This is a genomic window from Curtobacterium sp. MCLR17_043 (assembly GCF_003224215.1).
GTDB lineage: Bacteria > Actinomycetota > Actinomycetes > Actinomycetales > Microbacteriaceae > Curtobacterium > Curtobacterium flaccumfaciens.
The window spans coordinates 21,443-44,648 of sequence record NZ_QKLH01000019.1; the positions used below are offsets into that span (position 1 = coordinate 21,443).

The following is a 23,206-nucleotide window of genomic DNA, read 5'->3' on the forward strand; positions in this document are numbered from 1 at the left end:
AGCGCCGCGCTCCGCGTCAGCGCGGGAAGCCCGGCGGGGGCGCCGCCGCGGTCGCCCCCGCGGCGGTCAGCAGCTCGGCGCGGGCACCCAGCGCCCGGACGTCCCGACGACGCCGCAGCACGACGACCCCGGCCAGGAAGACCTCCGGCGGGACGGGCGGCACCGGGTGTGCGAACGCGGACACCTCGGCCGCCAGGGTCTGCGCCGCCGCCTCGCGCAGTTCGGGGCGCATCAGCGCAGCCCCGCGGAAGAACGCACCGAGGCGGTTCTCCAACCGCTGCGGCAGCGCCGAGACGTCCGCGACACCGGCCCAGGCCGTCAGCTCCGGGGGCAGCAGCACCTCGGGGTCCCGCTGCTTCGGCAGGCGCTCGTGCTGCACGATCGTCCCCGCCAGCAGGTCGCCGAGGCGCCGCGGCCGACTGCCGAACAGCGCGACGAGCAGGGCGACCGAGCCGAACGTCATCCAGAGCTCGAACAGGCCGACGAGCGACCGCGTGAAGGCGTGCCGGAAGCCGATCGCGCCGCCGTCGAGCCGGACGACCCGGGTGCCGGTGGCGAACCGTCCGACGCTCCGCCCCTTCGTCACGGTCTCGACCGCCGCGGGGACCAGCACCAGCACGACGACGAGCAGCACGATGTTGAGCGCAGCACCCCAGGCTGGCTCGAGCCCCCTCGGCCAGAGCCGCCAGACGCCGAACAGCGCGAGCACGAACAGGACGAGGACGCACAGGCCGTCCAGCAGCGCGGCCGCGAGCCGCAGCACGAGTCCGGCGGGCTGGACGTCGAGCGCGACGCCCTCGCCCACCACCAGCTCGTCGGCGCTCTCGTCGAGGTCGCGCGAGAACCGGGCGTCGGCGAGGTCACGCGGCGTGCGGGGCTTCGGCATGGGATCATTCTGTCGGAGATCGCGCGACCTGAGGGGGAACACGTGGACCTGGATGCCTACACCGAGGTGCACCGTGACCGGTGGCAGGAGCTCGACCGTCTGGCGCGTGCCCGGCACCGGTCCGGCGCGGACGTCGACCGGCTCGTCGCCGGCTACCAGGAGGCGGCGACCGACCTCGCCCGCATCCGGGGCGCCGCACCGCGCACCGTGACCGGCGACCGGCTCTCGCTCACGCTGTTCCGCGCCCGCCTGCGCTTCACCGGCACGCCCGTCGACCCGTTGACCGCCGTCGCCCTGTTCTTCACGCGCCAGCTGCCCGCGGCGCTCTACCGGATCCGCTGGGTGACCATCTGGGTCGCGCTCGCGACGGTGGCGATCGGGGCGATCGTCGCCGTCTGGATCACCACCACGCCGGGTGCGACGGCGACGTTCGGCAGCGAGGAGGCCCTGCGCCGGTACGCCACGCAGGACTTCGTCGACTACTACTCCGACCGTGGCCTCGGGGCCTTCACCGCGCAGGTCTGGACGAACAACGCCTACATCGCCGCGACGATGGTGGCGTTCGGCATCACCGGGGTCTTCGTGCCGTTCTCGATCATGCAGAACGCCGTCAGCCTCGGGGTCTCCGCGGCGATCATGCACTCCCAGGGCCGCCTTGCCGACTTCTTCCTCTACATCTCCCCGCACGGGCAGCTCGAGCTCTACTCGGTCTTCCTGGCCGGCGGTGCGGGGCTGATGATCTTCTGGTCGTGGGTGGCACCGGGGCCCGGACGCACGCGCGCCCAGGCCCTCGCCGAGGACGGCCGCGCACTCATCACCATCGCGATCGGCCTGACCCTGACCCTGCTGCTGTCCGGCATCGTCGAGGGCGTGGTGACGCGGCAGAACTGGCCGTGGCCGATCAAGATCGGCATCGGCACCCTCGCCCTGGTCGCGGTGCTCGCCTACCAGTGGGTGCTCGGCGGCCGCGCCTACCGAGCGGGGGAGCGCGGCGACCTCGAGGAGTTCGAGCGCGGCTCCACCGCCCTGGTGGCCGGCTGACGTCCGTCCCGGTTCAGAGCCGGCCGGTGGCCTTCGCCCGGATGTAGGCGTCGGCGACGAGCGGCGGGACGTCCGCCGGTGCGCCGCGCACGACCTCGGCGCCGGAGCGCCGTGCGACGTCGGCCGCACCGTCCGCGTCGAGCAGGGTGCGTTCGGCGGCCGCGCGTCGGTAGACGTCGCGCTCCGCGCCGGTCGGGAGGCCCGGCACCCGTCCGCCCCGCGCGGTGCGGATCGCCGTGGCCGGGTCCACCCCGCCGCGCGCCATCCGCTGGACGTCCGGGTCCTCGATGCTCGTCACGAGGACCGCGTGCCGTCGGGAGAGTCGGGGGAGTACGGCGAGCAGGTCGCCCGAGGCGCCGACGGAGTCGAGGCTCGAGGCGAGGACGACCATGGCGCGCGAGGTCGTGATCGAGTCGACGAGCGCGGGGACGGATGCCCAGTCGGTCGCGGCGAGCCCGGGTTCGGCCATCGCGAGTGCCTCGCCGAAGCGCTGCACGACGTCGGTGCGGGTGGCGCCGTGCACGCGGTCGTGTGCCGTGTCGTCGAGGACCACCAGGTCGACGCGGTCACCGGCGGCTGCCGCGAGGGCACCGAGGAGCAGCGCCGACTCGATGAAGGTGTCGAGTCGGGGTTCGTCGGCGACGCGGCCGGCACCCGCCCGGCCCGCGTCGACCACGACGACGACGCGCCGGTCGCGTTCCGGTCGCCAGGTGCGGACGACGAGGTCCTGCCGCCGCGCGGTGGCGCGCCAGTCGATCGACCGCACGTCGTCGCCGCGCACGTAGTCGCGCAGCGAGTCGAACTCGGTGCCGTGCCCGCGGAGCTGCAGCGTGGTCTCGCCGTTGAGTTCGCGGAGCCGTGCCAACCGTGACGGCAGGTGCCGCCGGGAGCGGAACGGCGGCGTCACGACGAGTTCGCCCGGTGCTGCGACGACCCGCTGCCGTGCGGCGAGGCCCAGGGGACCGAAGGACCGCACGGCGACCCCGGTGGTGCGGCGTCGACCACGACGGAACGGGGTGAAGCGCATCCGGGCCGTCCGTCGCTCCCCGGCGGGGACCGTCATCCGGATCCGACGGGGACGGTGGCCGGCCGACGGCTCCCACATGTCACGGACCACACCGCGGACCGTCCGGGAGCCGTCGTTGGCGAGCACGAGGGTGCCGTCCGCGGTGCTGTCGCGTCGAGCGAGCCGGGGCATCCGCCGCTCCACGCGGACCCGTCGCAGGTCGGCGGCGAGCACGACGTCGAGCGCCGCGGCGAGCAGCACCACCCCGACCCACGCCAGACCGGCCCACCCGCTGCCGAGCAGCACGGTGGGCACGAGGGCGACGGCGAGGAGCGCGACGAACCGGCCGGAGACCGCCACTAGATCGGCACCCGCACCTGCTCGAGCACCTGCTGGAGCACGCCGTCGGCACCGACGCCCTCGAGCTCGGCGTCGGCGGCGACCCGCAGGCGGTGCCGCCAGACCGGCAGGGCCATGGCCTGCACGTGGTCCGGGGTGATCGCGTCGTAGCCGGTGAGCCAGGCCCAGGCCTTGGCGGCCGCGAGCAGTGCCGTCGCTCCGCGGGGGCTCACCCCGACGCGGACGGACGGTGCCTGCCGGGTGGCCCGGGCGAGGTCGACGATGTACGCGAGCACGTCGTCGCGGGCCCCGACACCGCGGACGGCACGCTGCGCACGGACGACCTCGTCGACGCCGACCACCGGGGTGATGCCGGCCGACCGGACGTCGCGCGGGACGAACCCGTCGGCGTGGCGCCGGAGCACCTGCCACTCGACGTCGCGCGGCGGGATGTCGAGCGTCAGCTTCATCAGGAACCGGTCGAGCTGCGCCTCGGGCAGCGTGTACGTGCCCTCGAACTCGATCGGGTTCATCGTCGCGGCGACGAAGAAGGGGTCGGGCAGGGCCCGGGCGTCGCCGTCGACGCTCACCTGGCGTTCCTCCATCGCCTCGAGCAGGGCCGACTGGGTCTTCGGCGGCGTGCGGTTGACCTCGTCGGCGAGCAGGACGTTCGTGAAGACGGGGCCCTCGCGGAACGGGAACGTGCCGGTCGAGGCGTCGTAGACGAGCGACCCGGTGACGTCGCCGGGCATTAGGTCCGGCGTGAACTGGATGCGCTTCGTGTCGAGCGTCATCGCGGCGGCGAGGCTGCGGACGAGCAGGGTCTTCGCGACCCCGGGGACGCCCTCGAGCAGCACGTGCCCCTGTGCGAGGAGCCCGACGATCATGCCGGAGACCGCGCCCTCCTGGCCGACGACGGCCTTGGCGACCTCGGTGCGGACCCGCCCGAACGCGTCGCGCAGGTCGGAGCCGGCCGCGGTCGTGGGGTCGTGCTCCGGTGCGGTGTGCTCGGTGGTGGCAGGGGGCAGGTCGGTCACGGTCGTGCTCCTGGTCGGTCGGGGTCGGAGGTCGGTCGGTCACCGGAGGTCGCCCGGCGGACGGCGCGTTCGAGGTCCTCGAGCGCGGCGGTGCCGTCGACGAGTGCACGGTCGTCGTCGGTGGTCCCGCCGACGAGCACGGCGCCGACACGGGTGTGCGGGATGCCGGCGGCCTGGGCCGCGGTCCGGACGACCTCGTCGACGTGGGCCGATCGGGGAAGTCCGAGCATCCGGCCGATGCGGCGGACGGCGGCGACGCGCAGGGTGTCGAGGGCGTGGGTGCGGTCACGGGTGCGGGCGTACATCCGGGCACGCCCCTCGGTGGTCTCCGCGGCACGGACGACGACGGGCAACCGCTCGACGACGAGCGGGCCGAGCCGTCGGCCCCGCCAGACGCCGGCCGCCACGGCGACGAGGGCGAGCAGTGCGAGGGCGCTCGGGACCCACGGCGGGGCGAGCTCGCCGAGGGTCGGTGCGGCGTCGGGGGTGCCGACGGCCGGGGTGTACCAGACGAGTCGCTCGTCGGCGCCGAGCAGCCCGAGGGCGAGCGCGGCGTTCCCGGCGGTGGCGATCGTGTCGTTCCGGAACGCCGAGGTCGTGCCGAGCAGGGTGACGTCGCCGCCCTGGGTCGTGGTGCGCACGAGGCCCCAAACCCGGGAGCCGCCCTCGCCGGTCGGCGCACACCGTTCGGCGGTCGCGTCCTGCACGGTGTACCCGGAGCCGGCGGTGGTGACCCGGGCAGCCGAGGCCGCCGCCGGGATCCCGCACGAGGCCGTCGAGACGGTGGCGTCGCCGTCGACCTGGACGGCCGGGTCGACCGGGAACCCGAGCAGTGCCTCGAGTCCGGCGCCGCTCGTGCCGACGACCACGACGTGCCGCGCCGTGCGGGCGATCCGTTCCGCGACGTCGGGGTCGAGCGCCCCGTCGGCGTCGTCGATGAACACCGTGCCGCCGTCGATCCCACCGACGCCGTCGACGGTGTCGGTGACGGAGACCGCGGTGCCCCGCTGCTCGAGCACCCGGACCAGGGCGGCCGAACCACTGGCCGTCGTCGAGGTCGGGTCGAGCGCACGCGGTGCGTCCGGGTCGGTGCCCTGCACGAGGGCGGTCAGCGCGGCGAGCAGGACGCCGACCAGGACGATCGCGACCCAGAACCCGATGCGGAACCGGCGTCCCTCGGCCGGAGCCGGAGCCCGAGCAGGAGTCGGTCCGGCGCTCGTCCGCGTGGCGGTTTCGGTCGTCATGCCGGCACCACCGGTCCCTCGGCCCGGGTGGGCCGGGCCTGCCGGACGGTCCGCTCGGTGTCGAGCACGCGCAGGGCCGCGGCTTCGTCGGCCTCGGCACCGAGGTACCGGACCGCGTCGAAGGCGGTCGCTGCCGCGTCGAGTGCACCGGCCGACGCGGGGAACGGCACGGCGCCCCGTGCGGCGATCGTCCGCGCGGTGGCTCCGGGCACGTCGGGCACCAGGTCGCGCTCGCCGAGGCCCCTGGCGATCGCGCGGAACCCGTCGAGTACCGCTGCCGACCAGTCGGCGCGACGGACGGCGGCCTGGGCCGCTTCGAGGAGTTCCCGGGCGGAGCGCAGGTCGTCGGCGTCGAACACCCCGCCGGTGTCACCGTCACCGGCTCGCGCGCGCCGGCGGGGGAGTCCGCGGGCGACGACGACGAGCACGACGACCGCGACGAGCACCACGATCGCGATCACCAGCGCGGTGCGGGCCGCAGCGGGGGAGTCGATGCCGTCGGCGCGGAGCGACCCGAGCCAGTCGAGGAAGGAGCGCGAGGCACGGTCCCACCACGTCGGCCGGGCACCGTCGTAGGCGGACCGTTCGAGCTCGCGCTCGAGCAGGCGACGCGCCTCGTCCGGGTCGACCGCCGTCACGCCGAGCCGTTCGGCGGCGCCTGGCCCGGACCCTGCTGCCACGGCTGCTGCTGACCGGGCTGCCACGGTTGCTGCTGCTGACCGGGCTGCCACGGTTGCTGCTGCTGACCGGGCTGCCACTGCTGCTGCCCCGGCCACGGCTGCTGCTGCGCCTGCCACTGCTGGCCACCCCACTGCTGCTGCGGCGGCCACGGCGGGCGTGCGACGGGCTCGGACGGGGCGAACGGGTCGGTCGGCTGCCCGGAGTCCAGGTGCGATGCGATCCGCTGGTCGAGGGCCTCGGTGCGGATCCGCCGGTCGATGGCGAGGAACGTGGTGATCGAGGCGCTCAGCACGTCGGTGATGCACTGCACCGCGATCGCGAGCAGGCTGCCGACGACGATGGCGATGACCGCACCGGTGCCGGCTCCCGACGTGCCGCCCGTCTGCCCGAGGGGGTCGAAGGTGCCCCCGACGAGCACGGCGCCGATGGTGAGCGGGATCGACGCGATGGACGCCGCGAACCCGAACATCAGCTGCACGAGCAGCAGGATGCCGAAGGTCCGCCAGAAGGCCCCGCGGGTCAGGCGCCACGACTGTGCGGCTGCGGCGAAGACCGGCCGGCCCTCGAGCGCGATGGTCGGGACGGTGAGCACGAAGCGCGTGGCGAGCCACACGACGACGACACCGATGCCGAGCACGAACAGCACGAGCGCCAGCACGAACCACCCGGTGCCGGAGTCGGCGGCACCCATGGCCGCGAACACCCCGAAGAACACGAGCCCGGCCAGGATCGCGAGGACCGCGCCGGCCCCGATCTGCACGAGCATCCACGCGACGACGGACCACCGGCGGCCGGCGAGCAGCGCCCACAGCCCCCGGAACGTGGCGCGACGGCCGAGGACCCGCTGCCCGGTGTCGGCGGCGACCGGCGCCACCAGGAACCCGCGACCGAGGTAGGCGAGGAACGGCAGCACGACCGAGAGCAGTGCCGTGAGCGTCAGCGTGCCAGCGACCACCGAGTCGGCACCGCTGCCGCCGTCGAGGGCCGAGAACATCCGCGACTGCAACGCCTGCTGCCCGAAGGTGCTGGCCAGCGTCGAGAGCAGGCCGAGCACACCGCTCAGCAGCACGCTCCAGAGCAGCAGCACGCGGGCGTTCCGGCGGAAGACCGTGAACGCCCCGGCCAGGATGTCCCCGAGACCGAGCGGGCGCAGCGGGATCACCGGACGCGAGCCACCGGACGGACCGCCCGGTCGCCCCGGACCCGGCCCCGGGGCGGGCTGCGGCGGCACGGAGAAGCGGGGCGGGCCTCCAGGCTGGGGTCCTGGTCCCTGCGCCGGTCCGGACGCCGGCGGCGTCGGCGCACCCTGCTGCCCACCGCCCGGTGTGTGCCAATCGGACATGACTCCAGCCCCCTCGTCGTGTCGGACCGAGCCAGCGATGCACGGTCCACCCCCATCCTGGCGGAAAACCCGGCGCGGCGGGGCCTCGGCTATCGTGTGGGGACACGTGCCGACCACGGCACCCGCACGCCACCCGGAGTCCAGATCACATGACACCGCGCATCCTCGTCGTCGACGACGACCAGGCCCTCTCCGAGATGATCGGCATCGTGCTCCGCTCCGAGGGGTACGAACCCGAGTTCAGCGCCGACGGCAACGACGCCGTCGACGCGTTCCACGCCACCAAGCCGGACCTCGTCCTGCTCGACGTCATGCTGCCCGGCATCGACGGCATCGAGGTGTGCAAGCGCATCCGTGCCGAGAGCGGCACGCCGATCATCATGCTCACGGCGAAGAGCGACACCGCCGACGTCGTCCTCGGGCTCGAGAACGGTGCCGACGACTACGTCGTGAAGCCCTTCAACCCGAAGGAACTCGTCGCGCGCATCCGGACCCGCCTGCGGCCGAGCGCGTCCGACGCCACCGTGCTGCACGTCGGCGACGTCACGGTCGACGTCGCCGGGCACGAGGTGCGCCGCGGTGACACCGTGATCGCGCTCACGCCGCTCGAGTTCGACCTGCTCCGGGCGCTCGCCGAGAAGCCGAACCAGGTGTTCACCCGCGAGATGCTGCTCGAGCAGGTCTGGGGCTACCACTACAAGGCGGACACCCGTCTGGTGAACGTGCACGTGCAGCGGCTCCGCGCGAAGATCGAGCACGACCCGGACAACCCGAAGACCGTCACCACGGTCCGCGGCGTCGGGTACCGCGCCGGAGGAGCCTGAGCACCGTGCCGCCCTCGACGCGCCCGCCGGGCTCGGCACGCTCCGGCCGGGTCGGCGGCGTCGGCCGGGCCACCGGCGCCGGTGGGTCCGGCGGTGCCGGTGGGTCCGGCAGCACCACCGTCTCGATCGGAGTCGTCGACCGCAGCCGTCGCCGGATGCGGCGCTGGCTCCGACGCGCCTGGCGTCCGATCGCCTACCTGTGGCGGCGCTCGCTCATGTTCCGCTCGGTCGCCATCACCGTGATGACGACCGGGCTCGCGGTGGGGATCATCGGCACCGCGGTCATGGTGAGCATCTCGACGAACGTCTACTCGCAGCGCCGCGACCAGATCGAGTCCGAGTCCGCGCGGGCCACCATCGTCGCCCAGGGGATCTTCGACGCGGCGACGGCGGCCGAGGACAACAACCAGTCCGAGCTCGAGACCCTGCAGAACGAGGCGCAGCAGGCGATCCTGTCGAACACGACGAGTCCGGGCGGCACGAGCATCGCCATCGAGCGGAGCCCGGACCAGTCCACGCCGCAGACGCTGCAGACCATCGCCAGCCAGGACTTCCCGGACGCGGTGATCACCGATGCCCTGCGCAAGGAGGTCGCGCAGAACACCGGTCGGCTCAGCCTGCAGCCCGTGGAGCTCGACGACGACGGGCGCCGGGTGCCGGGCCTCGCCGTCGGCTCCACGCTGCAGATCCCGAGCGCCGGCCAGTACGAGCTCTACCTGGTCTACGACCTCTCCGACGCGCAGCAGACCCTGGACTTCGTCTCCCAGACGCTCTCGATCGGCGGAGTGGCGCTCATGGTGCTCATCGCCCTGGTCACCTCGCTCGTCGTCCGGCTCGTCGTCGTGCCGATCCGCGGTGCCGCCGAGACGAGCCGGAAGATCGCCGCGGGGCGCCTCGACGAGCGCATCCCGGTGCGCGGCCAGGACGACCTGGCGACCCTGGCACGGAGCTTCAACGGGATGGCCGAGGCGGTCAGCCGCCAGATCACCCAGCTCGCCGAGCTCTCCCGCGTGCAGCAGCGGTTCGTCTCCGACGTGTCGCACGAGCTCCGCACCCCGCTCACCACGATCCGGCTCGCCGGCGACATGCTCTACGACTCCAGGCACGCGTTCGAACCGTCGGTCGGCCGGTCCGCCGAGCTCCTGCACGCGCAGGTGGAGCGCTTCGAGATGCTCCTCGCCGACCTGCTGGAGATCTCCCGGTACGACGCCCAGGCCGTGCAGCTCGACACCGCACCCGTCGTGCCGGCCTCCCTCGCCGCGGACATCGTCGAGGAGTTCCGCCCGCTGGCCGAGCGCGCCGGCATCGACCTGCAGCTCGCGACCCCCGGCGGCCACACCACGATGCGGCTCGACGCCAAGCGGGTCCGACGGATCCTGCGCAACCTCGTCGGCAACGCCATCGAGCACGGCGACGCGAAGCCCGTGCAGGTCGTCGTCGACAGCGACGCACGCACCGTCGCCATCGCCGTCCGCGACCAGGGTGTCGGCATGCCGCCGGAGGACGCCGCACGGGTGTTCGACCGCTTCTGGCGGGCCGACCCGAGCCGCAAGCGCACCATCGGCGGCACCGGCCTCGGCCTCGCGATCAGCCTCGGCGACGCGAAGCTCCACGGCGGGCGCATCGACGTGTGGTCCCGACCGGGCGCGGGATCGACGTTCGTGCTCACCCTGCCCCGCAACGAGCAGGGCACCACCGCCACCTCGGCCATCCCGCTGCCCGAGCTCGACGAGTCGTACGACGGCCCCCGCGCCGTGCGAGAGGAGTCCTGATGCGCCACCGGATCCGCCACGTCCTCGCCGTCGCGCTCGCCGCGGTCAGCCTGCTCGCGGTCACCGCGTGCGCGGCCATCCCGACCGACGGTGCCGTGCGCACCGGGCAGACGATCAAGGACGAGTCGCTCTCGGGCGTCGACTTCCGGCCGGACAAGCCGATCACCGGGTCCGACCAGACGGCGATCCTCCGCGGGTTCATCGCCGCCGCCACCGGTGCCCAGGACAACTACGCGATCGCCCGGCAGTTCCTGGCCGCCGACTTCGCCCAGCGGTGGAACCCCCGGCAGGGCGTCACGATCCGGGACGGCAGCGGCACCGTCGAGCGCGCCGACGACCGCGAGCTCACCTACACGATGACGGCCAGCGCCACGGTCGACTCCGACGGGGAGTACACCCAGGCGGTCCGCCCGACCTCGTCGACGCTGACGTTCCAGTTCGTCCGCGAGGACGGCGAGTGGCGCATCGCCTACGCCCCGGACGGCATCATCCTGTCGCCGGTCAGCTTCGAGTCGGTGTTCCAGTCGCACGCCCTGTACTTCTACGACCCGACCTACCGCTTCCTGGTGCCCGACCAGCGCTGGTTCCTCGCTCGGTCCTCCACCAGCACCCGCATCGCCAGCGCCCTGCTCGCCGGCCCCGCCGACTGGCTGAAGGGCGCCGTCGTCTCGTCGTTCCCGGAGGGCACCCAGCTGTCCCTCAACGCGGTGACGATCGACAGCGGCACCGCGCTGGTCGACCTGTCGAGCGACGCCCTGCGTGCGAGCACCGTCGACAAGGTCCGGATGCGCGAACAGCTCAGCAAGTCCCTCGCCTCGGTCGCCACCATCTCGTCGGTCTCGATGACGATCGAGGGAGCGACGCTGTCGGTGCCGGACTCCGGGGGAGCGGACGCCCAGCAGAACCCCGACGTCGACCCCCGCCCCCTGGTCGACGAGGACGGCGTCGTCGGCTACGCCGCCTCGGGCACCGGCAAGGTCGCCGAGCTCGGCAGCGGCGTCGGGGCCGCGATCGCCGGCCTCGACCCGACCTCGATCGCCCTGTCGGCGTCCGGCACCACCGCAGCCGTCGGCAACCGGGACGGCGTCGTCGTCGTGCGTGGCAAGGACCGCCTGCGCGTCGACGCCCGCGAGGGCCTCGTCGCCCCCGCCGTCGACGACCTCGGCTTCGTCTGGGTGGGGCAGCAGTCCGACACCCGTCACATCACCGCCTACGGCCTCGGCGGCGACCCCCACCAGGTGCGCACCACCCTGCCGCGCGGCGACCTCGTGTCGTTCCAGGTGTCCCGCGACTCCACCAGGGCACTCGCACTCATCGAGACCGCGGACGGCCCCGGCCTGTACGTGATGGCGATCATCCGCGGGTCCGACCGGTCACCGACCTCGTTCGGCGCCCCGGTCCGGGTGCAGGCCGCCAGCGGCACCGCGGTCGACGCCACGTGGGTGAACGACACCGACGTCGCCTCGGTCGGGCAGACGCCGACCGGTCCGAACATCGTCCGCACCACCATCGGCGGCAAGTCGAGCACCCTGCCGAAGCCCGACGGTCGCGCCACCGCGATCAGCGGCGGCAGCGGCGGCGCGCTGCTGCTCCGGATGTCGAGCGGCGACGTCCTGCAGTCCACCGGGGGCGGCTGGGACTCGACGGGCGTCACCGCCGACGTGCTCGGCGTCCAGCGCTGACGCCACCGTCCTCCACAGCCCACCCGGCCTGGAGGCCCGTCCACCGTCCGGCTCGCCGGCCCACCGCCGTCGTCCGGTCACCACCACAGTCGTGGGCATGCCCCCTGACGACGCCCCCACCCCGTGGCGTGACGCCCTGCTCGCCGTGCTCGGGCTCTTCCTGCCCGTCGCCTGCCTGGGCTGCGGCCGCCCGGACCGCGCGCTCTGCCCACCGTGCCGCACGGCGCTCGCCGCACGGCCCCGGCGGGTCCGCCTGGTCGCCGGCGTCCGGCTCGACGCGGCCTTCGAGTACGAGGGACTGGTCCGCACCCTGGTGCTCGAACTCAAGCTCCGGGGCCGGGTCGACGTCGCCCGTCCGCTCGGCGTCCGCTTCGGTGTCCTCGTCCGCGCGGCGCTCGCCGCGGCCCCGGACGGCACCGTGGTGCTCCGGGTTCCGCCGTCCCGCGCGGGTGCCCGCCGCCGTGGGTTCGACCCGGTGGTGCTGCTGCTCGCCCGTGGTGGTGTGCGGCACACGGGGCGCCTCGGCCGGACCCCTGCCGGACGACGGCGATCCGGACCGGGGCAGAAGGAGCGGTCGGCGGTGGAACGCGTCGCCGCGACCGTCGGGACCCTGCGGGCGACCGGTGTCGACGGCCGCGACGTCGTGCTCGTCGACGACGTCGTGACGACGGGCGTCACGATGGCCGAGGGCGTCCGCGCGGTGCGGGCGGCGGGCGGTCGGGTGGTGCGCTGCGTCGCCGTGGCGAGCGTCGACGACTGATGCTCGGTGAACACCCGGTGGCCGCTGTGTGTCCGGTGAGTGTCCGACGGACTCGCCGCCTCGCCGTGACGCCGAGGGTGCGCCGGGTCTAGCCTCGCGACAAGGCGTTCGGGTCGCCGGACGGAGGCGACGCGCCGACACTGGATGGGAGCCGCCACATGGACGTGACGATCACGGGCCGGAACGTCGGGGTCACCGACCGTTTCCGCACCTACGTCGAACAGAAGTCCGAGAAGATCGACGTGCTCGCCGACCGCGCCCTCGCCTTCGAGGTGCGCATCAGCCGCCACCACGAGAAGTCGAGCGGCAGCCAGGGCGAGGACCGCGTGGAGCTCACGCTGATCGGACCGGGGCCGCTCGTACGGGCCGAGTCCGCGGCGTCGGACAAGTACGCCGCCTTCGACCTCGCCTTCGCGCGGATCATGGAACGCCTCCGTCGGGCGCGTGACCGCCGCAAGGTGCACCACGGCCGGCACCGCCCCACCTCGGTCGCCGAGGCCGCCGGCAGCGGGTTCGACGGCATGGGCGTCGTCCCGGCCGACGGCAAGCTCATCGAGGACGTCGCGACCGGTGCCGTCCCGGTCGTCGATCAAGAGGCCGCCGAGGACGAGAACGAGGTCTACAGCCCGGTCGTCATCCGGCACAAGGTCTTCGAGGCCGCCCCGATGACGGTCGACGACGCCCTGTACTACATGGAACTCGTCGGGCACGACTTCTACCTGTTCCTCGACGCCGAGACCCGCCGCCCGAGTGTCGTGTACCGACGCAAGGGCTGGGACTACGGCGTGATCGGCATCGACGAGGTGCCCGCCGGCCAGGCGCCGGCCGCGGTCGACACCGACGCGGAGCGCGCAGCCGCGATCGCCTGATCCGACTCGGGGCCTCCGGTCCCGCACCGTGTGCGCGGTCCGTTCGCGGGCCGCGCACACCCGTGTCCGCGACAGCCGCGCCGCTCACAGCGCCGTGGGTTCGCGGGTTGCTAGCATGACTGGTCGATCGGGCGTGCAGGTCGCGCGCGACGACCTCGTAAGGAGTTCACGTGGCAAACGTGCTGGAGAAGGTCCTCCGCATCGGCGAAGGACGAACCCTCCGCCGGCTGAAGGCGTACGCCTCGGCCATCAACGACCTCGAGGACGACTTCTCGAGCCTCACCGACGAGGAACTCCACGACGAGACCAAGGAGCTGCGCGAGCGGTACGCCAACGGCGAGACCCTCGACGACCTCCTGCCCGAGGCGTTCGCCGCCGTGCGTGAAGCCGCGAAGCGGACCCTGGGCATGCGGCACTTCGACGTGCAGCTCATGGGTGGCGCGGCGCTGCACCTCGGCAACATCGCTGAGATGAAGACCGGTGAGGGCAAGACCCTCGTCGCGACGACCGCCGCCTACCTCAACGCGATCCCGTCGCGCGGAGTGCACGTCATCACGGTCAACGACTACCTGGCGTCGTACCAGTCCGAGATCATGGGCCGCGTCTTCCGCGCGCTGGGCATGACCACCGGCTGCATCATCGCGAACCAGACCCCGGCCGAGCGCCGCGAGCAGTACGCCGCCGACATCACGTACGGCACCAACAACGAGTTCGGCTTCGACTACCTGCGCGACAACATGGCGTGGCAGGCGTCCGACATGGTGCAGCGCGGTCACTTCTTCGCCGTCGTGGACGAGGTCGACTCGATCCTCATCGACGAGGCCCGCACGCCGCTCATCATCTCCGGTCCGTCCTCGGGCGAGGCCAACCGCTGGTTCACCGAGTTCGCCTCGATCGCCAAGCGCCTCACCCCGGGCGAGGACTACGAGGTCGACGAGAAGAAGCGCACCGTCGGTGTCCTCGAGCCCGGCATCGAGAAGGTCGAGGACTACCTCGGCATCGAGAACCTGTACGAGTCGGCGAACACCCCGCTCATCTCGTTCCTGAACAACTCCATCAAGGCCGTCGCCCTGTTCAAGAAGGACAAGGACTACGTCGTGATGAACGGCGAGGTGCTCATCGTCGACGAGCACACCGGCCGCATCCTGATGGGCCGCCGCTACAACGAGGGCATCCACCAGGCGATCGAGGCGAAGGAGGGTGTCGAGGTCAAGGCCGAGAACCAGACCCTCGCCACCGTCACGCTGCAGAACTACTTCCGCCTCTACCAGAAGCTCTCCGGCATGACCGGTACCGCGGAGACCGAGGCGGCCGAGTTCATGTCGACCTACAAGCTCGGCGTCGTGCCCATCCCGACGAACAAGCCGATGCAGCGCATCGACCAGACCGACCTCGTCTACAAGAACGAGAAGGCGAAGTTCGAGCAGGTCGCCGAGGACATCGCGGAGCGCCACGAGAAGGGCCAGCCCGTCCTCGTCGGCACCACGAGCGTCGAGAAGTCCGAGTACCTGTCGAAGCTCCTCGCCAAGCAGGGCGTCAAGCACGAGGTCCTCAACGCGAAGAACCACGCACGTGAAGCCGCGATCGTCGCCCAGGCCGGTCGATTCGGCGCCGTGACCGTCGCGACGAACATGGCCGGTCGTGGTACCGACATCATGCTCGGTGGCAACGCGGAGTTCCTCGCCGTGCAGGAGATGCACGCCAAGGGCCTGTCGCCGACCGAGACCCCCGACGAGTACGAGGCCGAGTGGGACGACGTGTTCGCCCGCGTCAAGGCCGAGGTCGAGGAAGAGGGCGACAAGGTCCGCGCCGTCGGCGGCCTGTACGTGCTCGGCACCGAGCGCCACGAGTCGCGCCGCATCGACAACCAGCTGCGTGGTCGTTCCGGCCGTCAGGGTGACCCGGGCGAGAGCCGCTTCTACCTGTCGCTCACCGACGACCTGATGCGCCTGTTCAACTCCGGTGCCGCCGAGAGCCTGATGGGCCGCTCGAACGTGCCGGACGACCTGGCGATCGAGAACAAGCTCGTCGGCCGTGCGATCCGGTCCGCCCAGGCGCAGGTCGAGGGCCGCAACGCCGAGATCCGCAAGAACGTGCTGAAGTACGACGACGTCCTGAACCGCCAGCGCGAAGCGATCTACAGCGACCGCCGCCACATCCTCGAGGGCGACGACCTGCACGACCGCGCGCAGTCGTTCCTCAAGGCCGTCATCGACGACGTGATCGACAGCCACACCGGCGAAGGCTCCCCGGACGACTGGGACCTCGACGCCATGTGGACCGAGCTCGGCACGCTCTACCCGATCTCGATCTCCATCGACGAGGTCATCACCGAGGCCGGCTCGAAGGGCAAGGCGTCGCGTGACTTCCTGGCCCGCGAGATCCTCTCCGACGCCAAGTTGGCCTACCAGCAGCGCGAGGAACTCCTCGGCGACGAGGCGATGCGTGAGCTCGAGCGTCGCGTGGTGCTCTCGGTGATCGACCGCCGCTGGCGCGACCACCTGTACGAGATGGACTACCTCAAGGACGGCATCGGCCTCCGAGCGATGGCGCAGCGCGACCCGCTGGTCGAGTACCAGCGCGAGGGCTACGCCCTGTTCCAGACGATGATGGGGCAGATCCGCGAAGAGTCCGTGGGCTACCTCTTCAACCTCGAGGTCCAGGTGCAGTCCGACGGCGAGAACGCGGTGATCGAGGCCAAGGGTCTCGGCGAGGATGAGGTCTCCGGCCTCGAGTACTCGGCACCGTCGATCGACGGCGAGGTCGAGGTCCGCGACGAGAAGGGTCGCCTCGAGCAGGCCGCGACCGCTCGTGCGCAGCGCGCCCAGGCCGAGGCTGAGGCCGAAGCGGTCGCCGAGCCCGAGCAGGGCTCCGCGTTCGGCAACGCGGCCACCGCCTCCGGTCAGGCCGCGGCGAGCAACCGCGCCGAGCGTCGCCAGGCGGCCAAGAAGAACTAGCGACCGCGCGCGAGCGCATCGTGAGCAGGGGTGGTCGGGTCCCACGTCGGGACCCGACCATTCCTGCTCACCGAGCGTGACCGACGACGGACGGGAGGCCCGGTGCCAGCTGGCACCGGGCCTCCCGTCCGTCCGCCACTCGGCTACAGGACCCCGATCGCGGTCGCCTGCCAGCGTCCGTGTCGCTCTTCGAGCCGCATGGCGACCGCCCGCGCGTGGCTGCGCGCGTGCACGACCACCGTCGCCTCGGCGACGCCCGCCGCGGGGCGGCAGACGAGCACGCTGCCGACCCGGAGCACCGGGCGTCCGCGTGCCCGCCGACCGGAGCCCCGGGCGTGCGCTGCCACCGCGGCGCGCTGCTGCAGGTGGCGCTGCACGTCGTCGCTGATCCAGCGGGCGATGCTGTCGACCTCCCGCGCGCCGGTGAGCACCTCCGCGACGCAGAGCCCGAGCGCTCGTGCGGTCGTCGCCGGGTCCGGGGGACCGGTCACCGTGGCGGGCTCCGGCGCCGGTTCGACGATCCGCAGCGGCGGTGGGTGCGCCGTCGTCGTCTCGTGATCGATGCGGCGTGCCTGCTCTGCCACCCCTGCCCCTTCCGTCGTTGGAGCGAGCGTATGGGGCGTGCGACATACGAAATACACACCGGTCTACCCTGTGGAGAGGGCGACGTTCTCCACAAGGCAGCGGACCTAGACTGGCTGGGTGTCGACCCTCAGTGACCTCGTCCTCGCGCAAGGCCGTTCCTCGGAAGCAGACGTGGAGTGGCTCCACCTGCTCGTGGGGGACTGGCAGCTCCTCGCCGACCTGTCCTTCGCCGACATGGTGCTCTGGGTCCCGACCGCCGAGGACGGCTCGTTCGTGGCCGTCGCACACGCCCGGCCGAGCTCCGCGGCGACGTTGTTCTACCGGGACATCGTCGGCCAGGAGATCCGCGAGGAGTGGCGCGGCCAGGTGACCGAGAGCTTCGCCGGGTCACGGGTCGTCGACTCCGCCGAGCCGGACTGGTACGAGGACACCCCGACCCGTGTCCGCGCGATCCCAGTGCTCCGCCGTCTGAGCGCGAAGAGCGCCGAGACCACCGAGCGACCGATCGCCGTCGTCACCCGGCACTCCAACCAGGACGAGATGCGGACCCCGAGCCGCCAGGAACTCAACTTCACCGCGAGCGCGAACGACCTGTTCGGCATGATCGCCACCGGTGACTTCCCCGACCTCGGTGCACCGGCGGGCCCCCGTCGTGGTGCGCCCCGTGCCAGCGACGGCCTGCTGCGGCTCGACACCGCCGGCATCGTCACGTTCGCGAGCCCGAACGGCCTGAGCGCGTTCAACCGCATGGGCTTCGAAGGCGAGCTCGAGCGGAAGTCCCTCGCCGAGGTCACCACCGAGCTCATCGGCGCCCAGCTCGACGTCGACGAGTCCCTGCCGCTCGTCGTCACCGGCCGTGCACCGTGGCGGGCGGACATCGAGTCGAAGGGCGTCACGGTGTCGCTCCGCTCGATCCCGCTCCGCGACCACGGTGAGCGCATCGGTGCCATCGTGCTCTGCCGCGACGTGTCCGAGCTGCGGCACCAGGAGCGCGAGCTCATCACCAAGGACGCCACGATCCGCGAGATCCACCACCGTGTGAAGAACAACCTGCAGACCGTGGCGTCCCTGCTGCGGATCCAGGCCCGTCGTACGCACTCGGACGAAGCGCGGACCTCGCTGCAGAACGCCATGCGCCGCGTCGCCGCCATCGCCGTCGTGCACGACACCCTGTCGAGCGGGCTCAGCCAGACCGTGGACTTCGACGAGGTGTTCGACTCGGTGCTCAAGCTCGTGACCGAGGTCGCCGCGTCGCACAACACCACCGTGCACCCGAAGAAGACCGGCGAGTTCGGGGTGCTGCCCTCCGAGGCCGCGACACCGCTCGCCCTCGGCCTCACCGAGCTCGTGACGAACGCCGTCGAGCACGGGCTGGACGGCCGCGACGGCGAGGTCGAGATCGTCGCCCGCCGCTTCGACGACCACCTGGAGATCGAGGTCCGCGACAACGGCGTGGGGCTCCCCGAGGGCAAGGTCGGCTCGGGCCTCGGCACGCAGATCGTCCGCACGCTCATCCAGGGCGAGCTCGGCGGCACCATCGACTGGCACACCCTGACGGGCAGCGGCACCGAGGTGACGATCACCATCCCGTTCCGCTGGCTGACCGCCCCCGCCGCCTGACGCCGCCCGGCGGTTCGAGTCCGCAAAACACCGGTGTTCACCGGTCGCACACCCGAATTCCGGTGTTCGATGCGTGAACACCGGTGTCTTGCAGGACCGCCGCCCCGCACGCACGACGACGCCCGCCGCCCCCGAGGGGACGACGGGCGTCGTGGTGTCAGACGACCGGGGTCAGGACGCGCGGCGAGCGCGGGCGGCGCGACGCTTCAGCGCACGACGCTCGTCCTCGCTGAGACCACCCCAGACACCCGAGTCCTGGTTGTTCTCGAGTGCGTACTGCAGGCACATCTCGGTGACCGTGCAACGCGCACAGACCGACTTGGCCTTCTCGATCTGATCGACGGCGGGCCCGGTGTTCCCGACGGGGAAGAAGAGCTCGGGGTCTGCGGTGAGGCAGGCAGCCTTGTCACGCCAGTCCATGTGTGGTGCTCCTTGATGTCGATGCTCGAACGGCAGGCCGGGGCCGTGGTTCGGGGGATCGGACCGCTGACCATGCATGCGGCATGGAGGGGACAACTGTGGGGAGGAGTCCGCAGGAAGCGTGTCTGACGCCCGCGAGACGCTCGGGGGAGGAGCGATGAACCACGGGAGACGCACACCACATCGTGCCGTCCAAACGACCTCCAATATCGTTCCATACTGGTAGGGCCAAATCAAGGGTTCCGATGCTGGAGGATCACTGTGCACGACGACACCCCGAACGACACCGAACCCTCCACGCCCGTCGCGCGCCGGTCGCCGGCGATGCTGGGGCTGCTCGCCGTGGTCGGCCTCGAGTTCCTCGCGCTGGTGGTCGTGACCGTCGTCCTGGTCGTCGAACTGCTCGTCGCCCCGGCCACGAGCATCGCCTCAGGCATCGCCCTCACCGTCCTCGTCGCCATCGCTGCGCTCTGGCTCGGTGCGCTGCTGAACGGCCTGTGGCAGGGCCGGCCGTGGGTGCGCTCCGGGATCATCGTCTGGCAGGTCCTGCAGGGCGCCATCGCGATCGGGGCGTTCCAGGGCGTCTTCCGCGTCGCCGCGGTCGGCTGGGTACTGCTCGTCCCGGCCCTGCTCGGCATCACGCTGGTGCTGTCGCGGTCGGTGACGGCCGCGCTCGCGCGTCCGGCCGAGTAGACGGTCTGGTCCGCCACGCACTGGAGGCCCGGTGCCGGTTCTCGGAACCGGCACCGGGCCTCCAGTGCGTGGCCGGCCCTCAGACCAGGCCGAGCTTCTTCCGCAGGCTCGCCACGTGCCCGGTGGCCTTGACGTTGTAGAGCGGCAGCTGGACGGTGCCGTCCTCGTCGACCACGATCGTGGACCGGATCGTGCCGGTGACGATCTTGCCGTAGTTGTTCTTCTCGCCCCACGCCGCGTACGCCTTGTGCACGGCGAGGTCGGGGTCGCTCAGCAGCGGGAAGGTCAGCGCCTGCTCGTGCTGGAACGTCTTGAGCTTCGCCTGCTCGTCCTTCGAGACGCCGAGGACCTCGTAGCCGGCGGCCTGCAGCGAGGACATGTTGTCGCGGAAGTCGCAGGCCTCGGTGGTGCAGCCCGGGGTGGACGCCGCCGGGTAGAAGTACACGATGACCTTCTTGCCGCGGAGGGCAGCGAGGGAGTGCTCGACGCCGTCCTGGTCGGGCAGCGTGAAGTCGGGGGCGGTGTCGCCGGGGACGAGACGGTCGGTCATGGTGCTCCTGTTCGCGTCGTGCGCCCGCGAGTGGTCGTGGGCGCGCGAAACCCATGCTATTGTTGATTCCCGTTGCGGCACGGAAGCCGGAACATGCACCTCTAGCTCAATTGGCAGAGCAACTGACTCTTAATCAGTGGGTTCTCGGTTCAAGTCCGAGGGGGTGCACCGCAGGACGAACGCCCCGGCTCATCGAGTCGGGGCGTTCGTGCGTTCCGGGCAGGTTTCCACGCCGATGCCGAGACACGCCCGAGGTGTGCAGGAACTGCGAATTCAGTCGGCGCGGACGTCGACGATCCGCTCCTCGCCGATGACGGGTTCGAGCGAACCGGCCGACGCGGCGGCGAGGTCGGCGGTCAGGGCGCCGAGCGCCTCGTGGGGGACCCACACCTCGAAGGTCGCCGCCTGCCCGTAGTCGGTCGGGCCGAGCGTCGCGTGGTGGTGCCGGACCCAGTCGCGCAGCACGTTGTCGAGCCGCCCGGCGTCGGCGTGGTCGACGTCGAAGCGCACCTGCGTCAATGCCTCGCGACGGACGAGGACCGCCGTGTCGAGCGCCTCGGACACCGAGGTCGAGTAGGCCCGGACCAGTCCGCCGGCACCGAGCTTCACCCCGCCGAAGTACCGCGTGACGACCGCGACGACGTCGGTCAGCCCGCGGCGTCGCAGGACCTCGAGCATCGGGACGCCCGCGGTGCCGGAGGGCTCGCCGTCGTCCGAGGAACGGGCCTGGCCGCCGAGCACGCCGGTGACCATCGCCGTGCAGTTGTGCCGGGCGTCCCAGTACCGACGGCGGACCTCGGCGATCACGCGGTCGGCGTCCTCGACGCCGGAGACCGGTGCCACGGTCGTGATGAACCGCGACTTCGTGATGACGATCTCGTGCTCGACCGGTGCCGCGACGGTGGCGAGGAAGCGGCGGGGCATGCCCACGAGGGTAGCGGCGCGCGTGCCGGGCACCCGCGCTAGCATGGCGTCCACGCGCCGGACCCACAGGTCGCGCGGACACGGCTGGGGAGGAGTCCGAGATGGACACGGGTGATCTGAAGGGCGGAGCGCTCGACGCCGCCGAGCTCGCGCGCCGCCTCAACCTGCTCCTCGACTTCGAGGAGTCGCAGCGTGGTGCTCCGGTGCCGTTCTCCTCGATCGAGGAGTACGTCGCGGCGCACGGCGGGTCGCTGTCGCGGGCGAAGTGGACCTACATGCTCTCCGGCGACGGCCGCCGCAACCGCGACACCGAGCTCCTGCGCCTGCTGGCCGGGTACTTCGAGGTCGACGAACGCTTCCTGCTCGAGGACAGCGAGGTACCGGAACGGATCGGTGCCCAGCTCGCCCTCGTCCGGTCCCTGCGGTCCGCCCGCGTGAGCGGCTTCGCGGCCCGGACCTTCCCCGGTGAACTCTCACCCGACGCGCTGCGGCGCATCGCCGAGGTGCTCGAGGAGGAATCGCAGCGGGGGAGCGTCGCATGACCGAAGCCCTCGTCGAGGCGTTCTGGGCTCGTGGTGCAGCCGAGGGGTGGTCGGACGTCGACCAGGCCGTCGCCGCCGCCGCTGACGTCGTCGGCAAGCCGATCGTGGTGCGCGAGGAGTCGTTCCTGGCCGCCGAACCGGTGTGTGGCTTCGTGGCCACCCTCGAGCACGCGCACCTCGTGATGATCTCGCCGACGACCTCGCCGACGTTCCGCTCGTTCGTGATCGGGCACGAGCTCGGGCACGTCCTGCACCGGCACCAGGAGCACGCCCCGCAGAGCGCCTACATCCGTGACGTCATCCCCGACCTGCCCGAGTACAAGGTCGAGCGTGCGCTGGCCCGGGGGATGTTCTCGAACACCTACGAGCACGAGGCCGAGGTCTTCGCCGACCGCCTGGCCACCGTGATCCGCCAGCACCGCGGCCGCCCGAGCGCCTTCCGCGGGGTCTTCGGGTGATCATCGCCGTCGTCCAGGCGGTGCTGCTCATCGTCGGGACGATCGTGCTGTTGGTCCTGCAACGCGGGCAGGACCGCACCCTGGCGTTCACGTTCCTGCTCTTCGCCGCCACCATCGTGACGAACGTCGACCCGCTGTACCGGTGGCTCGACCCGCTGCTCGGCGGGTTCAACGTCGTCACCGTCATCAGCGACTGCCTCATGGTGGCCGGCACGAGCACGCTGCTGTGGGGCGTGGCGAAGGCGGTCGGCGCGGCGCGGCCCTGGCTCCGGAACGCGGTCGTGGTGTCGTTCGCCGTGGTCGTCGTGGTGGTCGTCGTCGCGTTCACCGTGCTCGACAAGCCGGCGACGACGACGACCTTCATGCTCGACGCCGGCTCGCACCCGGCTGCCACCGTCTACTCGATCGCGCAGACCGTGTACCTCGGAGTGGCCCTCGGCGCGACGGGGTTCATCTGCGTGCTCCGGCTGCGCGAGGCCCGGACGACCACCGACCTGGTCGGGCTGTGGGTCCTGGTCCTCGGCGGGGTGCTCGGGGTCGTCCGCATGGTCGTGGTCGTCGTGATGGACGTCGCCCACGTCGCCGGCGACCTGGACGTCACGCACGCGCTCTCGCTGCCCTACGACGTCACCACGCCGGGAGCCGTGCTGTGCGTGGCGTCCGGCATGCTGCTGCTCGTCGTCGGGCACCGGATCTCCCGCCGGCGCCGTGCCCGCCGCGTGGACGAAGCGCTCCGCCGCCTGGCACCGCTGCACGAACGGATCGGCGTGGACAACGCCTACCCGCCCACCGACGACCCCGCGACCCGGCTCAGCCGCCGCATCGTCGAGATCAACGACGGCGTCCGGGGTGCACGAGCGTCCCTGACCGACGCCGAGCGTGCCGCCCTCGCCGACGCCGAATCCGCGCTCGAGACCGCGTAGTCCCTCGACGCTGTCGAACAGGCCGTGTACAGTCTGTAGCAAGTGCTACAG

22 protein-coding genes and 1 tRNA gene are annotated in these 23,206 nt (G+C 72.1%); 13 read left to right on the plus strand and 10 right to left on the minus strand.

Annotated elements, in window-relative coordinates:
• Positions 1-16: 16 nt before the first annotated feature.
• The gene (locus DEJ03_RS15845) at positions 17-886 is read right to left on the minus strand and encodes an RDD family protein (RefSeq protein WP_110865372.1); all 870 of its coding nucleotides are present in this window, start codon (positions 884-886) and stop codon (positions 17-19) included.
• Between the two features lie 42 nt (positions 887-928).
• Here DEJ03_RS15845 and DEJ03_RS15850 point away from each other — a divergent pair, with 42 nt between their 5' ends.
• Positions 929-1,927 carry a stage II sporulation protein M gene (locus DEJ03_RS15850; RefSeq protein ID WP_110865373.1) on the plus strand — a complete coding sequence of 333 codons (999 nt, stop codon included), beginning with the start codon at positions 929-931 and terminating at the stop codon, positions 1,925-1,927.
• Positions 1,928-1,940: 13 nt separating this feature from the next.
• Here the strand turns inward: DEJ03_RS15850 and DEJ03_RS15855 are convergent, their stop codons facing one another.
• Genes DEJ03_RS15855 through DEJ03_RS15875 form a run of 5 tightly spaced genes read right to left on the minus strand, consistent with a single transcriptional unit; the run spans position 1,941 to position 7,396 of the window.
• Positions 1,941-3,293, minus strand: coding sequence for a DUF58 domain-containing protein (locus DEJ03_RS15855; RefSeq protein ID WP_110865374.1), 1,353 nt, complete (start codon positions 3,291-3,293; stop codon positions 1,941-1,943).
• Complete coding sequence (locus DEJ03_RS15860) at positions 3,293-4,300, minus strand: AAA family ATPase (protein WP_372440167.1); 1,008 nt, start codon at positions 4,298-4,300, stop codon at positions 3,293-3,295. The genes DEJ03_RS15855 and DEJ03_RS15860 overlap by 1 nt, the downstream gene beginning before the upstream one ends.
• A 5-nt stretch (positions 4,301-4,305) precedes the next feature.
• A complete protein-coding gene (locus tag DEJ03_RS15865) occupies positions 4,306-5,553 on the minus strand; it encodes a DUF4350 domain-containing protein (RefSeq protein ID WP_110865375.1) in 1,248 nt (415 codons plus the stop codon).
• Positions 5,550-6,233: a DUF4129 domain-containing protein gene (locus DEJ03_RS15870; protein ID WP_110865376.1), complete on the minus strand. Its 684-nt coding sequence runs from the start codon at positions 6,231-6,233 to the stop codon at positions 5,550-5,552. Before DEJ03_RS15870 ends, DEJ03_RS15865 begins: the two co-directional genes overlap by 4 nt.
• Positions 6,188-7,396 (minus strand): glycerophosphoryl diester phosphodiesterase membrane domain-containing protein, encoded by a 1,209-nt coding sequence (locus tag DEJ03_RS15875; RefSeq protein WP_110865377.1) that lies wholly within the window; start codon positions 7,394-7,396, stop codon positions 6,188-6,190. The genes DEJ03_RS15870 and DEJ03_RS15875 overlap by 46 nt, the downstream gene beginning before the upstream one ends.
• 329 nt (positions 7,397-7,725) lie before the next feature.
• Between DEJ03_RS15875 and mtrA the strand changes: the two genes are divergently transcribed.
• The 6 genes from mtrA to secA all read left to right on the plus strand — a co-directional run bounded on the left by mtrA (position 7,726) and on the right by secA (position 16,440).
• On the plus strand, positions 7,726-8,400 hold the full coding sequence (gene mtrA / locus DEJ03_RS15880; RefSeq protein ID WP_017888813.1) for an MtrAB system response regulator MtrA: 675 nt from the start codon (positions 7,726-7,728) through the stop codon (positions 8,398-8,400).
• A gap of 5 nt (positions 8,401-8,405) precedes the next feature.
• Positions 8,406-10,172 (plus strand): MtrAB system histidine kinase MtrB, encoded by a 1,767-nt coding sequence (mtrB, locus tag DEJ03_RS15885; RefSeq protein WP_258370881.1) that lies wholly within the window; start codon positions 8,406-8,408, stop codon positions 10,170-10,172.
• The gene (locus DEJ03_RS15890) at positions 10,172-11,854 is read left to right on the plus strand and encodes a GerMN domain-containing protein (protein WP_110865378.1); all 1,683 of its coding nucleotides are present in this window, start codon (positions 10,172-10,174) and stop codon (positions 11,852-11,854) included. The genes mtrB and DEJ03_RS15890 overlap by 1 nt, the downstream gene beginning before the upstream one ends.
• Positions 11,855-11,951: 97 nt before the next feature.
• Positions 11,952-12,614, plus strand: coding sequence for a ComF family protein (locus tag DEJ03_RS15895; protein ID WP_146237761.1), 663 nt, complete (start codon positions 11,952-11,954; stop codon positions 12,612-12,614).
• 158 nt (positions 12,615-12,772) lie between these two features.
• Positions 12,773-13,483 (plus strand): ribosome hibernation-promoting factor, HPF/YfiA family, encoded by a 711-nt coding sequence (gene hpf, locus DEJ03_RS15900; RefSeq protein WP_071405776.1) that lies wholly within the window; start codon positions 12,773-12,775, stop codon positions 13,481-13,483.
• A 170-nt stretch (positions 13,484-13,653) separates the two neighbouring features.
• Positions 13,654-16,440: a preprotein translocase subunit SecA gene (gene secA / locus DEJ03_RS15905; protein WP_110865380.1), complete on the plus strand. Its 2,787-nt coding sequence runs from the start codon at positions 13,654-13,656 to the stop codon at positions 16,438-16,440.
• Positions 16,441-16,583: 143 nt separating this feature from the next.
• Here the strand turns inward: secA and DEJ03_RS15910 are convergent, their stop codons facing one another.
• Positions 16,584-17,024, minus strand: coding sequence for an Rv3235 family protein (locus tag DEJ03_RS15910; protein ID WP_110865381.1), 441 nt, complete (start codon positions 17,022-17,024; stop codon positions 16,584-16,586).
• 118 nt (positions 17,025-17,142) lie between these two features.
• On the opposite strand from DEJ03_RS15910, the gene DEJ03_RS15915 reads away from it, so the two are divergent.
• Positions 17,143-18,645 carry a sensor histidine kinase gene (locus DEJ03_RS15915; RefSeq protein WP_110865382.1) on the plus strand — a complete coding sequence of 501 codons (1,503 nt, stop codon included), beginning with the start codon at positions 17,143-17,145 and terminating at the stop codon, positions 18,643-18,645.
• Between the two features lie 171 nt (positions 18,646-18,816).
• Here the strand turns inward: DEJ03_RS15915 and DEJ03_RS15920 are convergent, their stop codons facing one another.
• Positions 18,817-19,065 carry a WhiB family transcriptional regulator gene (locus tag DEJ03_RS15920; RefSeq protein ID WP_017888820.1) on the minus strand — a complete coding sequence of 83 codons (249 nt, stop codon included), beginning with the start codon at positions 19,063-19,065 and terminating at the stop codon, positions 18,817-18,819.
• A gap of 261 nt (positions 19,066-19,326) precedes the next feature.
• Here DEJ03_RS15920 and DEJ03_RS15925 point away from each other — a divergent pair, with 261 nt between their 5' ends.
• On the plus strand, positions 19,327-19,758 hold the full coding sequence (locus DEJ03_RS15925; RefSeq protein WP_110865383.1) for a hypothetical protein: 432 nt from the start codon (positions 19,327-19,329) through the stop codon (positions 19,756-19,758).
• 79 nt (positions 19,759-19,837) lie between these two features.
• Here DEJ03_RS15925 and bcp read toward each other — a convergent pair whose 3' ends face one another.
• Positions 19,838-20,308 (minus strand): thioredoxin-dependent thiol peroxidase, encoded by a 471-nt coding sequence (gene bcp / locus DEJ03_RS15930; RefSeq protein WP_027466512.1) that lies wholly within the window; start codon positions 20,306-20,308, stop codon positions 19,838-19,840.
• A 95-nt stretch (positions 20,309-20,403) separates the two neighbouring features.
• Between bcp and DEJ03_RS15935 the strand changes: the two genes are divergently transcribed.
• A tRNA-Lys gene (locus tag DEJ03_RS15935) sits at positions 20,404-20,476 on the plus strand.
• Between the two features lie 105 nt (positions 20,477-20,581).
• Here the strand turns inward: DEJ03_RS15935 and DEJ03_RS15940 are convergent.
• A complete protein-coding gene (locus DEJ03_RS15940; RefSeq protein ID WP_375342299.1) occupies positions 20,582-21,232 on the minus strand; it encodes a YigZ family protein in 651 nt (216 codons plus the stop codon).
• Positions 21,233-21,333: 101 nt separating this feature from the next.
• Between DEJ03_RS15940 and DEJ03_RS15945 the strand changes: the two genes are divergently transcribed.
• The 3 genes from DEJ03_RS15945 to DEJ03_RS15955 are packed head-to-tail and all read left to right on the plus strand — an operon-like array spanning position 21,334 to position 23,155.
• Positions 21,334-21,774 (plus strand): hypothetical protein, encoded by a 441-nt coding sequence (locus tag DEJ03_RS15945; RefSeq protein WP_051596928.1) that lies wholly within the window; start codon positions 21,334-21,336, stop codon positions 21,772-21,774.
• On the plus strand, positions 21,771-22,232 hold the full coding sequence (locus tag DEJ03_RS15950; RefSeq protein ID WP_110865384.1) for an ImmA/IrrE family metallo-endopeptidase: 462 nt from the start codon (positions 21,771-21,773) through the stop codon (positions 22,230-22,232). The genes DEJ03_RS15945 and DEJ03_RS15950 overlap by 4 nt, the downstream gene beginning before the upstream one ends.
• A complete protein-coding gene (locus DEJ03_RS15955; RefSeq protein ID WP_110865385.1) occupies positions 22,229-23,155 on the plus strand; it encodes a hypothetical protein in 927 nt (308 codons plus the stop codon). Before DEJ03_RS15950 ends, DEJ03_RS15955 begins: the two co-directional genes overlap by 4 nt.
• The last annotated feature ends 51 nt before the right edge of the window (positions 23,156-23,206 follow it).

Excerpts from the sequence above, each read along its gene's own strand:
- DEJ03_RS15950 (WP_110865384.1), top strand. The coding sequence starts at position 21,771 with ATGACCGAAGCCCTCGTCGAGGCGTTCTGGGCTCGTGGTGCAGCCGAG.
- mtrA (WP_017888813.1), top strand. The coding sequence starts at position 7,726 with ATGACACCGCGCATCCTCGTCGTCGACGACGACCAGGCCCTCTCCGAG.
- DEJ03_RS15890 (WP_110865378.1), top strand. The coding sequence starts at position 10,172 with ATGCGCCACCGGATCCGCCACGTCCTCGCCGTCGCGCTCGCCGCGGTC.
- DEJ03_RS15945 (WP_051596928.1), top strand. The coding sequence starts at position 21,334 with ATGGACACGGGTGATCTGAAGGGCGGAGCGCTCGACGCCGCCGAGCTC.
- hpf (WP_071405776.1), top strand. The coding sequence starts at position 12,773 with ATGGACGTGACGATCACGGGCCGGAACGTCGGGGTCACCGACCGTTTC.
- DEJ03_RS15845 (WP_110865372.1), bottom strand. The coding sequence starts at position 886 with ATGCCGAAGCCCCGCACGCCGCGTGACCTCGCCGACGCCCGGTTCTCG.
- DEJ03_RS15940 (WP_375342299.1), bottom strand. The coding sequence starts at position 21,232 with ATGCCCCGCCGCTTCCTCGCCACCGTCGCGGCACCGGTCGAGCACGAG.
- DEJ03_RS15920 (WP_017888820.1), bottom strand. The coding sequence starts at position 19,065 with ATGGACTGGCGTGACAAGGCTGCCTGCCTCACCGCAGACCCCGAGCTC.
- bcp (WP_027466512.1), bottom strand. The coding sequence starts at position 20,308 with ATGACCGACCGTCTCGTCCCCGGCGACACCGCCCCCGACTTCACGCTG.
- DEJ03_RS15865 (WP_110865375.1), bottom strand. The coding sequence starts at position 5,553 with ATGACGACCGAAACCGCCACGCGGACGAGCGCCGGACCGACTCCTGCT.
- DEJ03_RS15895 (WP_146237761.1), top strand. The coding sequence starts at position 11,952 with ATGCCCCCTGACGACGCCCCCACCCCGTGGCGTGACGCCCTGCTCGCC.